This window comes from Microbacterium sp. MYb72, assembly GCF_002979415.1.
GTDB classification, from domain to species: Bacteria; Actinomycetota; Actinomycetes; order Actinomycetales; family Microbacteriaceae; genus Microbacterium; species Microbacterium natoriense.
In genome coordinates, this window is record NZ_PCOT01000002.1 from 148,845 (window position 1) to 163,527 (window position 14,683).

Here is a 14,683-nt window from a genome sequence, read left to right on the forward strand (position 1 = left end):
CGAGGGTGAGTTCGCCGTCACTGACCGGCCAACGGGATGGAGGCGCCGGGGATCGCGTGCAGCAGCTTCTCGGTGTACTCCTGCTGCGGGTTCGCGAAGATCTCGTCGACGGTGCCCTGCTCGACGATGCGACCGCGCTCCATGACGCAGACGAGGTCGCTCGACACACGCACGACCGCGAGGTCGTGGGTGATGAACAGGTAGGTGAGATCCAGCTCCGACTGCAGCTCGGCGAGCAGCTTCAGGATCTGGTCCTGCACCAGCACGTCGAGTGCCGAGACGGCCTCGTCGAGCACGACGATGTCGGGCTTGAGCGCCAGCGCGCGGGCGATGGCCACGCGCTGACGCTGACCGCCGGACAGCTCGTTCGGATATCGCGTGATCAGGGCCTGCGGCAGCGAGACCTGATCGAGCAGCTCGAGCACCCGCTCACGTCGGGACGCGGCGTCCCCGATGCGATGGATGTCGAGCGGCTCCGCGATCGTGTTGCCGATGTTGCGCAGCGGGTCCATCGACCCGTAAGGGTCCTGGAACACCGGCTGCATCCGACGACGGAGCGCGAAGGCCTGCGCGGCCGAGAACTTCGACACGTCCTGGCCGTCCACCTCGATCATGCCGCTCGTCGGCTCCTCGAGCTTGAGCACCATCTTCGCGACGGTGGACTTGCCCGAGCCGGACTCGCCGACGAGCGCGAGCGTCTTGCCCCGGGGGATCTCGAACGAGACGTCGTCGACCGCACGGAACGGCTCGCTGCGGAGGAGACCCTGACGGATCTTGTAGTCCTTCGTGAGCCCCGCGACCCGAACCGTCGGCGGGATCGCCGACAGGTCAGCCAGCGTCTCGATCCCGCGATCCTCGACCTGAGCCTGGATGCGCTGGGACGCGACGCTGGGCGCCGCGGCGACGAGCCGCTTCGTGTACGGGTGCTGCGGATTCTGCAGGATCTCCAGGCTCGGACCCGACTCGACGATGTTGCCGTTGTTCATCACGATGATCGTCGAGGCCCGCTCAGCGGCGAGTCCGAGATCGTGGGTGATGAGCAGCACCGCCGTATCGCGCTCCTCGGTCAGCGAGGCCATGTGATCCAGGATCACCCGCTGCACCGTCACGTCCAGAGCCGAGGTCGGCTCGTCTGCGATGAGCAGCTTCGGGTCGGCCGCGAGGCCGATCCCGATGAGCGCCCGCTGGCGCATGCCCCCGGAGAACTGGTGCGGGTACTGGTGCAGTCGGTTCGCGGCATCCGCGAGCCCCGCCTGCTGCAGCACCTCGATCGCACGGTCCTTGACCTGCTGGCGCCCCTGGGCGAGGCCGTTGGCCCTGATCGCCTCCTTGACCTGGAAGCCGATGCTCCACACCGGGTTCAGGCTGGCCATCGGGTCCTGGGGGACGAAGCCGATGTCACGGCCTCTGACCTGCTCGATCTCCTCGCGACCGAGGGTCGTCAACTCACGTCCGGAGAGGGTCACCGATCCCTCGGTGATCCTCCCGGTCCCCGGCAGCAGGTTCACGATCGCCGTGGCGGTCGTGGACTTTCCTGACCCCGACTCCCCCACGATCGCGACGGTCTCGCCGGGATGGATGTCGAGGTCGATCCCATGGAGGACCTCGCGCATCCCGTCCTGGCCCTTGAACGCGACCTTCAGTCCTCGGACGCTGAGGATCGGCGGCACGCCTTCCTTGCGGGTCATCGGCTCGCCCTCGCTCTCGGGTCGAGGGCGTCTCGGATGAGCTCGCCCAGCATGATGAACGCGAGCACGGTCACCGTGAGCGCGATCGACGGATAGATCAGCGACATCGGGGCGATGCGCAGCGAGGACTGCGCCTTGCTGATGTCTGCACCCCACGACATGATCCCGTCACCGAGCCCCACACCGAGGAACGTCAGCGTCGCTTCGGCCACGATCGCCGCCGCGAGCGACAGCGTCGTGAGCACGAGCAGCGGTGCGATCGCGTTCGGGATGACGTGCGTGAGCAGGATGCGGAAGCGCGAGAGCCCGAGCGCGGTGGATGCCGTGACGAACTCCGCCTGCCTCACCCTGAGTATCTCGGCTCTCACGACACGCGCCGTGGACGCCCATGCGAACCCGCCGATGGCGAGGGCGAGGGTGAACACGTTGCGGTACTGCGAGAACACCGTCATCACGATGACGGCCGCGAGCACGTAGGGGATCGAGAAGAAGATGTCGCCGATGCGCGAGAGCAGCGCATCGAGCCATCCGCCGTAGTAGCCGGCGAGGGCGCCCATGATGAGGCCGATGCCGGAGCCGATGATGGTCGACAGCAGACCGACGCTCAGCGACGTGCGCGCTCCCCAGACGATGCGGGCGTAGATGTCGCATCCCTGGAAGGTGAAGCCGAGCGGATGCCCGGCGGTCGGACCCTCGTTCGAGTTCGCCAACTGGCAGTTGTCGTTCGGCGGGGTCTGCGTGAACAGCGTCGGCCACACCGCCATGAGCAGCACGAGGGCGACGACGGCCAGCGAGATCCAGAACAGCGGACGACGGCGCAGGTCGCGCCATCCGTCGCGCCAGAGGCTCGCGGGCTTTCCGGACACGCGGACCGCGTCCGTGGCGGGCGCCGGCCCGGCGACCGGCGCGACGAAGTGCGAAGAGTTATCGACTGACATAGCGAATCCTCGGGTCGAGAAGTCCGTAGAGCAGGTCCACGACCAGGTTCACCAGGACGTAGATGATGACGAACACGGTCACGAAGGAGACGATGGTCGGCCCCTCGTGCTTGAGCGTCGCGTGGAAGAGGGTGTTGCCGACGCCGGGGATGTTGAAGATGAACTCCGTGACGGTGGCCCCGACCAGCAGCACGCCGAAGTTGGTCGCGGAGTTGGTGATCACCGGGATCAACGAGTTGCGCAGGACGTGCACGGGGATCACTCGACGGCGAGAGAGCCCCTTGCTGTACGCCGTGCGGACCCATTCCTGGTTGAGCGTGTCGAGCACCGACCCGCGCATGAGCCTCATGCTCGTCGCGAACAGGCTGAGACCGAGCACGATCGCAGGGAGCCAGAGGTCTCCCCAGTCGTTCTCACCACCGACCGTCGCTTTGAACCACCCCAGCTTGATCGCCAGGAAGTACTGGGCGAGGAACGCCACGACGAAGATCGGCATGGAGAGGAACACCAGCGAGACGATCAGGGCGCCGTGGTCGAAGAGCTTGCCCTTGCGCAGCGCCGAGAACGTGCCGACGACGATCGCGAGGGTGAACTCGATCCCGATCGCCATGATCGCGAGCCGACCGGTGACGGGGAGAGTGCGGGCGAGGACTTCATTCACGGACTGGCCGGAGAAGGTCGTGCCCATGTCTCCCTTGAAGACACCGACGATGTAGTAGTAGTACTGCACCAGGAACGGCTGATCCAGGTGGTACTGCGCGCGGATCGCATCGATCAGCGCCTGTGCCGGAGGCTTGTCGCCGAAGAGCGCGGCGATGGGATCCCCTGGCATCAGGAAGACGAGGGCGTAGATCAGCAGAGTGGACCCGAAGAACACGGGGATCAGCTGAAGCAGGCGCCGGATGATGTACGAGAGCATCGTTCTCCTTTCGTGGAGGTGACGTACCCACAGGACAAGCCACGAGGCGGCGACGTTGACCGTCGCCGCCTCGCGGCCTATTCTCCCATGGGATTACTTCGTCTTGGTGATCTCGTAGTAGAGCGGCACCGAGTTCCAGCCGAAGGTGACGTTCTTCACCGACTCGCCGTAACCGCCGGAGACGTTCGAGTACCACAGCGGGATCGCGGGCAGGTCCTTCAGGAGGATCTCCTGAGCCTCCTGGTAGTCCTTGATCGCGTCAGCGGCGTCGCTGGACGAAGCGCCCTTCTTGAGCAGCGCGTCGAAGTCGGGGTTCGCGTAGTCGCCGTCGTTCGAGGAAGCGCCGGTCGAGTACAGCGGGAACAGGAAGTTGTACAGACCCGGGTAGTCGGCCTGCCATCCGGAGCGGTTGGCCGTCTGGATCGTGCGCTTGCCATCGGCGCCGCGCTCGTTGACCGTGGCGCGCAGGGTCGCGAAGTCGACGAACGGAGCACCGGAGGCCTCGATGCCGAGCGTGTTCTTGATCGAGTTCGAGACGGCGTCGACCCATGCCTGGTGCGAGCTGTCCGAGTTGTACGCGATCTGGAAGGTGCCCGACCACGGCGAGATCTTGTCGGCCTCGGCCCACAGCTTCTTCGCCTCGTCAGGGTTGTACTTCAGCACGTCGGCGCCCTTGAGGGAGTCGCTCCAGCCGTCGAGCACCGGCGAGGTGAAGTCGCTGGCGGGCGTGCGGGTGTCGTTGAAGATCTTGTCGGTGATCTCTTCACGGTTGATCGACATCGAGATGGCGGCGCGACGCAGCTGTCCCTCTTCGCCCGAGAAGTGCGCGATCTGCTCGCCGATGGTGAACGACTGGAAGATCGCAGCCGGCTGGTTGACGGCACGCTCGCCCAGCTCGTCCTGGAACGTGGCGATCGCGGTGTCCGGGATGGCGTCGATCACGTCGAGCTCTCCCGAGAGGAGGTCGGCGTACGCCGCGTCGAGGGAGGAGTAGAACGTGAGCGTGAGCCCGCCGTTCTCGACCGTGCGGCCGCCCTTGTAGTCGTCGTTCTTGACGAGCGCGATTTTGACGTCGTGCTGCCACGCGCCCTCGCCGTCGAGCTTGTACGGGCCGTTGCCGATCGGGTTCTCGCCGAACTTCTCCATGTCGTCGAACGCGACGTCGGGAAGCGGGTAGTACGCCGAGTAGCCGAGGCGCGTCGCGAAGTCCGCAGCGACCGGGCTCGTGAGCTCGATCGTGAACGTGTAGTCGTCGACCTTCTTGAGGCCGGTGAGCTCGGAGTCCTCAGCGTCGCTGAAGCCGACGATGTCGCTGAACCAGGACTGGTTGAGCTGCTTGTTCGAGAACAGGGCGCCGTAGTTCCACGCCTTGATGAAGTTGTCGGCCTTGACCTCGGTGCCGTCCGTGAACTTCTGGCCCTTCTTGAGGGTCACGGTGAGCTGCTCGGGGCTGTCGACCTTGATGTCGTCGGCCATGTCGTTGACCAGCGCGCCCTTGCCGTCGTAGTACGCCAGGCCCGCGAAGATCGCGTCGAGGATCTTGCCGCCGCCGACCTCGTTGGTGTTGGTCGGGATGAGCGGGTTCTCCGGCTCCGAGCCGTTCGCCGTGATGATGGCCGTCGACGAGCCGGACGAGTCGCCCTTGTCGGTCTTGTCCGATCCGCCAGACGCGCAGCCCGCGAGCGCCAGAGCGCTAGTCGCGAACAGCGCGATGCCCGCAAGGGCGATCTTGTTGCGCTTCACTTTATGTCCTCCTGTGGACGATTCATCAGGCTGCGCACGCGTCATCGAGTGCGCAGGGATATCTGAGCGTAACCCGGGGCGCGGCATCCGGTCGCACCAAGTGAATGAACCGTTACTGACTTGCGATCATCTGGATACATCCCCGTCACATGTCGACACCGCGGGACACAGCAGAACGGCGCCGTGCTCCCCTCGCGGGTCAGGCACGGCGCCGTTCGGCGTCAGACGATGCGGGTCAGGCGAAGGCCTCCACCGGCGGGCAGGCGCACACGAGGTTGCGGTCGCCGTACGCCTGGTCGATGCGGCGCACCGGCGGCCAGTACTTGCCCGCGACGAGCGCGTGAACCGGGTACGCGGCCTCCTCACGGGTGTACGCGTGGGTCCACTCCCCCGAGATCAGCGAGACCGCGGTGTGCGGCGCGTGCACGAGCGGGTTGTCGTCGGCGGGCCAGCGCCCGGCGGCCACGGCATCCGCCTCGGCCTTGATCATGATCATCGCCTCGATGAAGCGCTCGATCTCGCCCAGGTCCTCCGACTCCGTCGGCTCGACCATGAGGGTGCCCGCGACGGGGAACGACATGGTCGGCGCGTGGAAGCCGTAGTCGATGAGCCGCTTGGCGACGTCGTCGACGCTGATGCCCGTGGCCTCCTTGAGGGGGCGCAGGTCGAGGATGCACTCGTGTGCGACCCGGCCGCTCTCCCCCGTGTAGAGCACCGGATAGTGCTCGCCGAGGCGCGCGGCGATGTAGTTCGCCGACAGCACGGCCGCGGCGGTCGCATCGCGGAGACCGGCGGAGCCCATCATGCGCACGTACGCCCAGGAGATCGGCAGGACACCGGCCGATCCGTATGGAGCGCCCGACACCGGACCGCCCTCGAACACGAAGCCGCCCGCGTGCTCAGCGCGCTGCGCGAGCGGGTGCGACGGCAGGAACGGAGCGAGGTGCGCCTTGGCCGCGACGGGTCCGACGCCGGGGCCGCCGCCGCCGTGCGGGATCGCGAACGTCTTGTGCAGGTTGAGGTGCGAGACGTCTCCGCCGAGATCGCCGAACCGCGCGTAGCCGAGCAGAGCGTTCAGGTTGGCGCCGTCGACGTACACCTGGCCGCCGGCCTCGTGCACAGCCGAGGTGATCTCCACCACGTCGTGCTCGTACACGCCGTGCGTCGACGGATACGTGATCATCAGCGCCGAGAGCTCCGCGGCGTGCGCGGCGATCTTTGCGCGCAGGTCGGCGAGGTCGACGTTGCCCAGCTCATCGCATGCGACGACGACGACCTTCATGCCGGCGAGCACGGCGGATGCCGCGTTCGTGCCGTGCGCGGACGACGGGATGAGGCACACGGTGCGCTGGTCATCGCCGTTGGCGAGGTGGTAGCCGCGGATCGCGAGGAGTCCGGCGAGCTCGCCCTGAGACCCCGCGTTGGGCTGCAGCGACACCGCGTCGTAGCCGGTGACCTCGGCCAGCCAGCCCTCGAGCTGCGTGATGAGGTCGAGGTAGCCCCCGACGTCGGACAGCGGCGCGAAGGGGTGGATGCCGGCGAACTCGGGCCACGTGATGGCGGCCATCTCCGTGGCCGCGTTGAGCTTCATCGTGCACGAACCGAGCGGGATCATGCCGCGGTCGAGCGCGTAGTCGCGGTCGGCGAGGCTCTTGAGGTACCGCATCATGGCCGTCTCGCTGCGGTGCGCGTGGAACACCGGGTGCGTGAGGTACTCGTCCTTGCGGAGCTGCCCCTCGGGGAGGCGGCCGTGATCGGATGCGGCGATGTAGCCGAAGGACCGTCCGCTCCCGGCCGCGAAGAATCCCGCGACCCGATCGAGATCGGTGAACGTCGTCGTCTCGTCGACCGAGACGCCGACGGTGTCGCCGTCGACCTCGTGCACGAGGTAGCCCGACTCGTGCGCGAGCGCCGCGATCTCCGAGGCGCGCCCGGGGACGCGGACCCTGAGCGTGTCGAAGAACGCCTCGTGTTCGAGGTCGAGACCGAGCTCGATCAGCCACGTCGCGAGCGCGTCCGCCTTGCGGGCGACGTCGGCGGCGATCGCGCGCAGCCCGTCGGGGCCGTGGTAGACGGCGTACATCGACGCCATCACGGCGAGGAGCACCTGCGCGGTGCAGATGTTGCTCGTGGCCTTCTCGCGGCGGATGTGCTGCTCACGGGTCTGCAGCGACAGGCGGTATGCCGGCTTGCCGTCGGCATCCACGGACACGCCGACGAGGCGACCCGGCAGCTGACGCTCGAGTCCCGAGCGCACCGCCATGTAGCCGGCATGCGGTCCGCCGAAGCCCATCGGCACACCGAAGCGCTGCGTCGTGCCGACCGCGACATCGGCGCCGAGCGAGCCCGGCGAGGAGATGAGCGTGAGGGCGAGCAGGTCGGCGGCGACGACGGCCAGACCGCCGGCGAGGTGCGCGGCGTCGATCACGGCGCTCGGATCCCACACGCGACCGGAGGCGGCGGGGTACTGCACGAACACGCCGAACAGCTCGGCCGGCAGCTCCTCCCCCGCGGCGAGGTCGACGGTCACGAGCTCGATGCCGACAGCATCCGCCCTCGTCTTCAGCAGCGCCTTGGTCTGCGGGAAGGCGTCGGCGTCGACGACGAAGACGTTCGAGCCCGACTTCGAGGCGCGACGGGCGAGGAGCATGCCCTCGACCACGGCCGTCGACTCGTCGAGCATCGACGCGTTGGCGGTGGTGAGGCCGGTGAGCTCGGAGACCATCGTCTGGAAGTTGATGAGCGCCTCGAGACGCCCCTGGGAGATCTCGGGCTGGTACGGCGTGTACGCCGTGTACCACGAGGGGTTCTCGAGCACGTTGCGCTGGATCACGCTGGGCGTGATCGTGCCGTAGTACCCGAGGCCGATCATCGGCCGGTTCACCGTGTTGCGCGATGCGAGAGCGCGCAGTTCGGCGAGAGCCTCGGTCTCGCTCGCGGCGCGCGGGATCACGCTCTCGCCGCGCGCCGGAGTGAAGATCGATGCGGGGACGGCCTGGCGCATCAGCGCCTCGACGGGGCTCCCGTCATCGAGCGCGGACTCGACGCCCAGCGCATCGAGCATGATGCGCTGAGCGGATGCCGGGGTTCCGATGTGACGATCGGCGAAGGAGACCACTGGTCGATCAGCCCTCCGTGTGCGCGACGTAGGCGTCGCGGTCGAGCAGTCCGTCGAGCGCCCCGTCGGCGACCTCGACCTTGACGAGCCATGCGTCCTCGAAGGGCGAGGAGTTCAGCAGGGCCGGGTCGTCGACGACGGCCTGGTTGATCTCCGTGATCGTGCCCGCGACGGGTGCGTAGAGCTCGGAGACGGACTTCGTCGACTCCGCTTCGCCGAACACGGCGCCGCGGGCGAACGTCGTGCCGACGGCCGGGAGCTCCACGAACACGATGTCGCCGAGGGCGTCAGCGGCGAAGTCGGTGATGCCGACGGTCGCCACGGAGCCGTCGAGGGCGACCCACTCGTGCTCTTCGCTGTACTTGAGTGCGGTGAGATCGGTCATTTGGTCCTCCGGTAGAAAGGCAGGGCGGTCACGGTCGCGGGGATCCTGGTCCCCCGCACATCCAGGAATACTGCTGTTCCCTCTTCCGCGGAAGAAGGAGCGACGAAAGCCATCGCGATCGGGTGGCCGAGCGTCGGGCTGAGGGCGCCGCTGGTGATCTCGCCGATCGGCGATCCGTCCTCGGCGACGACGGCGTATCCGGCACGGCCCGCGCGCTTGCCCTCGGCGGTCAGGCCGACGAGCACGGGGGCGCCTGCTGCGGCATCCACGCCGTCCTTGCCGACGAAGCGCTCCTTGGCGGTGACGACCACGCGGCCGAGACCCGCCTGGGCCGGCTTGGTGTCGAGGGTGAGCTCATGCCCGTAGAGCGGCATGCCCGCCTCGAGACGCAGCGTGTCGCGGGCCGCGAGGCCTGCGGGGACGAGCCCGTGCGGGGCGCCGGCGGCGAGCACCGCGTCCCACAGAGCAGTGGCGTCGGGGCCTGCGACGAGAAGTTCGAAGCCGTCCTCACCGGTGTAGCCGGTGCGAGCGAGGAGGATGGCCGCGCCGTTGAAGGTGGCGCTCGCCCAGGCGTAGTACTTCTGCTCCGCCCAGGGCACGGAGACGTCGTCGATGCCCTCGGTCGCGGCGAGGATGGCCTCGGCGGCAGGTCCCTGCACGGCGATGAGCGCATAGGCGTCGGAGACGTCCTCGACGACGACCTCGTGTCCGGCGACCCGCTCCCGCAGCGCCGCACGCACGGCCTCGCGGTTGCCGGCGTTGGAGATGATGAGGAAGTCGTCCTCGCCCAGCCGGTAGACGATGACGTCGTCGATGATGCCGCCGGTCTCGGCGAGCAGCAGCGAGTACTTCGCCTTGCCGATCGCGAGCGCCGAGAGACGTCCGGCCAGCGCGTAGTCGAGGTACTCGGCCGCACCGGCGCCGACGATCGTGAACTCGGCCATGTGCGAGATGTCGAAGATCCCGGCGGCCTCGCGAACGGCGTGGTGCTCGGCCAGATCGGACGTGTAGCGCACCGGCATCTGCCAGCCGCCGAAGTCGGTGAACGATGCCCCGAGCGCCTCGTGGCGCTCGCGGAGCGGTGTGTAGCGGGGGTCGGACATGGAGTTCTCCCGGGCTGGAACGGGCGGAACGGCGGCATCGCCGTTCCTTGGAACTCCCCCTCTGTCATGGGCCTGAGAGCTTCACCCGTGGGGGCTTTCACCGTCGGCGGATCGCGAGATCGCTTTTCAGAGTGGCCGGACTCGCGCGGTACGCGTACCTGAGAGATTGGCGGGGAGGCTTGCTCCTTCGGTGCCCGGCTGCGTTCGCCGGGGCTCTCCCGCGTGGGTCATACGGCCTGTGTTCGGTTGTGGGTTCAGTCTAGCGGCTCCGAGGGGTCCGCTCCCGTCGCACTTTGCGTCGCGCGGAGTGGTCCGGGCGAGGAGGAGTGCGACGGGAGCGGATGCCGTCAGCTCAGGCTGCGCCGACGACGCGCGAGGAGCACCCCGCCGAGCGCGAGCAGGGCGGCTCCGGCCGACATCGCGATGACGGGCACGGTCGCGCCGGTCGCCGCGAGGCCGTCCCCTGCGGTGTCCGCCCCGGGGACGACGACGGTTCCCCCGCCGGGGCCGACCGAGGCGTACGCTGCCGCCGCCGCGGCGAGCTCGGCCGCTGCGGCATCGATCGACGGCTGGGGCACGTTCAGCCGCGTCGACAGCGCCCGCGCCGCCTCGTCCGCCGTCCGCAGTCGCCGAGCCGCGGCACGGTCGTCGCCCACGGCCGAGGCGACGCCCTTCCTCGTAGACTCGATCGTCGCCGCGAGCACGGACCGATCGACGGCCACCAGCTGAGCCTGCAGCAGGCCGTCGAGTCGGTCGATCTCCGCAGTGGCGGCATCCACCTCGTCCTGGGTGGTGGCCGCTCGGGCGTCAACCGGAGCGAGGATGCCGAACTGCACCCGCAGCGCGACGATCAGGTCGCGAGCGGTCGCGGCATCCGATACCGCGAACCCGAAGTCGTCCCGCTCCGGAGGCGTGACGTCTCCGAGCACCCGCTCGACGCGGGAGACGAGCGGTTCCGCTGCCGCGACGGCCGCGTCGAAGCCCGTACGATCGAGTACGCCGGCCGTGAAGCGGAAGACCCGCGGGGCGCTCGCGTTCGCGTAGGAGTCGTAGGCGACGACCGTCGCCTCGTACTCGGCGCCGAGGGTCAGAGTAGGGTCGATCGCACCGCCGACCTTGCCGCCGGCGCGCAGAGCGAGCGGGATCCGCAGCACCGCGGGCCGCGGGGACTGGGTGTACTGGGCGTTGATCCGGTCTCCGGCGGAGAGGAACTCGGCCGTGCTTCCGGTCGCCAGGTTCTTCAGCGTCACGGCGTAGCTCTTGACGTACTGGTCGTCGGCGGCCTGGGGCAGGTTCAGCACCAGGCCTGTCGCCGTCGTGCGGACGGTCGGCTGCGCAGCTTCTCCCCACGCGGGTGCGATCGTGTTGCGATTCGCCGCGGTGTAGATGAAGCGCTCCTTGACGGCCGCGGGGGTGGCGCCGCGCCCGATCACCCAGGTGGGCCCCGCGATGGTGCCGGTCGAGGCGAAGGGCGGGTTCTTCTGGAAGCCCCATCTGCCCTGATCGTCGTAGGTGCGCCCCTCGTCGGCCGCGTAGTTGATGCGGTCGATCTCGACGCGATCCGCGTAGACCTCGACGAGCACGGACTGCGCCGAGGGGATCGTGTACTCCTTGGCGAGCCCCGCACCGAAGGACTGGTACATGGTGTCGGTCTCCTCGTACGACATCGAGCCGTCGTTCACCGATGTGAAAGCGTCCTGGTGGATCGAGCGCTCATCGGTGATGTTCAGGTGCGAGTGCCCGGAGAAGAACACCACCTGGGGGAAGTCGGACAGGTTGGACTTCAGCCCGGGGTTGGACGACTGCGCGCCGTCCCACACGGTTCCGGGGAGCGGACGATGGCCGAAGACGAACACCGGCGAGCCCTGGGTCGCGGGGTCGGCGCTGATCGCGCTCAGACGCCCGTAGAGCCACGACGCCTGGGTCGCATTCCACGCCTCCGTGTTCACGACGAACGCGGGGAAGCCGCCGAGCTCCGTCTCGTAGTAGCCGGCTCCCGTGTGCGGGAACCAGTCGCGCGGGTACTGCCCCGCCATGCGGTCGACGAGGTCGTCGTGATTGCCGAAGCTCATCAGCACGCGGGTGTCGCTCATCCCGGTGCGCGCGAGGTTCTGCTCGAGCATCGCGCGGGGGAAGCGGTGATCGGCGGCCGTGTCGTGGTTGTTGTCGTTGATCTGGTCGCCGTTGGAGATGATCGCATCGGGGTGCGGAGCGATGCGCTGCAGCGCGTCGAAGTACGTCTGCCATTTGGCGACGAGGTCGGGCGCGTCGGAGGAGAGGTGGATGTCGCTCATCACGGCGAACTGGGCGAGCGGCTCCTCCGCGGTCTTGATGACGTATCCGCGGCTGAGCGGAGCGCTCTGCGCGGCGCCCGCGAAGGCGACCGCCGTGAGGGTCGCGGATGCGGACACCTCGACCGGTCCGACATACAGTGCGCTGGATGCCGTCGGCTCCGTGCCGTCGAGCGTGTAGCGGATCGTCGCACCGGGCTCCGCCGTGAGCGTCACGAGTTGTGTGCCGATGTGGCGGCCGGCCGGCAGATCGGCGTTCGGCGCGCCGACGGCGGCGACGGATACGGCAGACGCAGACGCCGCCCCGGTGAGAGCGGGGAGGCCCGCGAAGAGCACCGCTCCCCCCAGGGCGAGGACGGCAAGACGGCGGGTGGGCATGGCGCTCCGTTCGATCGGGGTCGCCCCTCGGGGGCGGGACACGATCGACGGTGCCGGTATCAGGGCAACGACTTGTATATACAGCTTGAACGAACGCTGAATACATCGGCATACTCGTCGCCGTCAGGACGAGAATCCCCCGACTCCCCGGTGAACAGGAGGTCACGGCATGCCGCACGGTGGCGGCAGTCGGATCCGACCACCGCCACCGCTCCGAGCTCAGCCCTTGACGGCTCCGGCGACGAGACCGCTCGTCATCCGCCCCTGCACGATCACGAAGAAGATGATCACCGGGATCGCCACGATCGCCGACGCCGCCATCACCTGGCCCCAGTCGATCGCCTGCGTCGCGCTCTGCTGCACGAAGCCCCGCAGCCACAGCGGGAGCGTGCGGTTGTTCTCCATGATCACGAGCGCCACCGTGAACTCGTTCCAGCACTGCAGGAAGGCGAAGACCCCGGACGCGACCAGCCCCGGCGCCAGCAGCGGAAGCGTGATCCGCATGAACGCCTGGGTGCGGCTCAGCCCGTCGATCATGGCCGCCTCCTCGAGCTCTGCCGGCACGCCGACGACGAACCCTCTCAGCATCCAGATCGTGAACGGCACGACGGCCGCGACGTACAGGATGCTGAGCCCGAAGACGTTGCTCAGCAGTCCCATCGCGGACATCATCTTGTACTGCGCGATGAACAGCCCCTCGGCGGGGAGCATCTGGATGAGCAGGATCGTGATGATGAAGCTCACCCTGCCCCGGAACCGGAACCGGCTGATCGCGATGGACGCGAGGAACGCGAACACGAGACAGACCGCGACCGAGAGCAGCGTCACACCGACGCTCACTCCGAGGGCGGCGAAGAAGGAGGGGGTGAGCACCCGCTCGAAGTTCTTCAGACTCCCCCCGATGGGGAAGAAGGTCGGCGTCGCCGCCTCCAACGTCACCGAGGACAGCATGGAGGAGTTCACCATCCAGTACACCGGGAACGCCCACATGACGGCGAGCACGAGCGCGAGGATGCTGAGCAGCCACACGCCCGGCCGGAACCGACGGCGCCTGCGCACGGCCACCCGAGACGGCGAGACGGCGACGCCCGATTCGGCGCGTCGCTCTGCGACCGCTGTCATCATGATGTCTCCTCCTTGATGAGGCTGCGCACGTAGAACCAGCTCAGCGCGATCGTGATCGCGAGCACGAAGATCGACATCGCCGCCCCCGCACCGTAGTCGAATCCGGCCACGCCGGTCTTGTAGATGTAGGTGCCGAGCAGGTCGTAGTCGGTGGACTTCGGCCCGGCGTCCTGCAGGAGGGTGATCTGCGCGAACACCCGGAGGTCCCAGATCAGGTTCAGCAACAGCACGATCGCGATGACGGGCTTGAGCACGGGGAACATCACGTAGCGGAACCGCTGCCACGCGCCGGCGCCGTCGAGCTGGCTCGCCTCGAGCACCTCTCCGCTGACCTGGGTCAGACCGGCGTAGGCCGAGAAGGCGACGAACGGGACGGACATCCAGATGATGATGATCCCGGCGACCATGAAGAACAGCGCCGGAGTCGTGCCGATCCAGTTGAACTGTCCGACGTCGACCCCCGGGATGAGGTTCAGCAGGTAGTTGACGACGCCGCGGCGCCGGTCGAACAGCCAGATCCACACGGTCATCGCCGCGATCACGGGCATGGCCCAGGCCAGCAGGAGTGCAATCTGCAGGATGAAACGGACGGCGGCGGGCACCTTCGTCATGAGGAGCGCCATGAGGACGCCCACGACCACGGTGATCGCCGCGGTGACGATGCAGAAGAGGACCGAGCGCAGCGTCACCTCCCAGAACGTGGCGTTCTGCGCGATGGAGATGTAGTTGGCGAACCAGACGAAGTCCGGGGCCTTGCCGCCCAGCTGCTGGAGCGCCCCGTACTTCTGGAACGAGGTGATGATCTGCCAGACGACGGGATAGCCCATGCCGAGGAGGAGGACGAGCGACGCGCCGAGGATCAGGACGTAGGGGGCCCAGTTCCGGCGGCGCGCCGGGGGGACGTCGACGGATGCCGTCGACGGAGAAGGTGCGGTGAGGGTCATGAGATCACGAATCCGAGGATCAGAATGCGGCGGGGCTGGACCGGAGTCCAG

The 14,683-nt window shown here is 68.1% G+C and carries 10 protein-coding genes and 1 riboswitch; all 10 genes read right to left on the minus strand.

The window, feature by feature from the left end; genetic code table 11:
* Positions 1 to 17: 17 nt before the first annotated feature.
* Positions 18 to 1,688 carry an ABC transporter ATP-binding protein gene (locus CQ047_RS01725; RefSeq protein WP_105672542.1) on the minus strand — a complete coding sequence of 557 codons (1,671 nt, stop codon included), beginning with the start codon at positions 1,686 to 1,688 and terminating at the stop codon, positions 18 to 20.
* On the minus strand, positions 1,685 to 2,626 hold the full coding sequence (locus CQ047_RS01730) for an ABC transporter permease (protein WP_105672543.1): 942 nt from the start codon (positions 2,624 to 2,626) through the stop codon (positions 1,685 to 1,687). The genes CQ047_RS01725 and CQ047_RS01730 overlap by 4 nt, the downstream gene beginning before the upstream one ends.
* Positions 2,613 to 3,545, minus strand: a complete 933-nt coding sequence (locus CQ047_RS01735; protein ID WP_105672544.1) for an ABC transporter permease — start codon at positions 3,543 to 3,545, stop codon at positions 2,613 to 2,615. Before CQ047_RS01735 ends, CQ047_RS01730 begins: the two co-directional genes overlap by 14 nt.
* 93 nt (positions 3,546 to 3,638) lie before the next feature.
* Positions 3,639 to 5,288 (minus strand): ABC transporter substrate-binding protein, encoded by a 1,650-nt coding sequence (locus CQ047_RS01740; RefSeq protein WP_181155802.1) that lies wholly within the window; start codon positions 5,286 to 5,288, stop codon positions 3,639 to 3,641.
* 235 nt (positions 5,289 to 5,523) lie between these two features.
* On the minus strand, positions 5,524 to 8,352 hold the full coding sequence (gene gcvP / locus CQ047_RS01745; protein WP_374954048.1) for an aminomethyl-transferring glycine dehydrogenase: 2,829 nt from the start codon (positions 8,350 to 8,352) through the stop codon (positions 5,524 to 5,526).
* Between the two features lie 61 nt (positions 8,353 to 8,413).
* Positions 8,414 to 8,791, minus strand: coding sequence for a glycine cleavage system protein GcvH (gcvH, locus tag CQ047_RS01750; RefSeq protein WP_105672547.1), 378 nt, complete (start codon positions 8,789 to 8,791; stop codon positions 8,414 to 8,416).
* On the minus strand, positions 8,788 to 9,894 hold the full coding sequence (gene gcvT, locus CQ047_RS01755; RefSeq protein WP_105672548.1) for a glycine cleavage system aminomethyltransferase GcvT: 1,107 nt from the start codon (positions 9,892 to 9,894) through the stop codon (positions 8,788 to 8,790). The genes gcvH and gcvT overlap by 4 nt, the downstream gene beginning before the upstream one ends.
* Positions 9,895 to 10,030: 136 nt before the next feature.
* Positions 10,031 to 10,125: riboswitch (glycine riboswitch) on the minus strand.
* 116 nt (positions 10,126 to 10,241) lie between these two features.
* Entirely contained in the window at positions 10,242 to 12,563 is a 2,322-nt protein-coding gene (locus tag CQ047_RS01760) for a chitobiase/beta-hexosaminidase C-terminal domain-containing protein (protein WP_105672549.1), read from the minus strand.
* 219 nt (positions 12,564 to 12,782) lie between these two features.
* Positions 12,783 to 13,688, minus strand: a complete 906-nt coding sequence (locus CQ047_RS01765; protein ID WP_374954047.1) for a carbohydrate ABC transporter permease — start codon at positions 13,686 to 13,688, stop codon at positions 12,783 to 12,785.
* Positions 13,685 to 14,632 carry a carbohydrate ABC transporter permease gene (locus CQ047_RS01770; protein ID WP_105672551.1) on the minus strand — a complete coding sequence of 316 codons (948 nt, stop codon included), beginning with the start codon at positions 14,630 to 14,632 and terminating at the stop codon, positions 13,685 to 13,687. Before CQ047_RS01770 ends, CQ047_RS01765 begins: the two co-directional genes overlap by 4 nt.
* Positions 14,633 to 14,683: the final 51 nt, after the last annotated feature.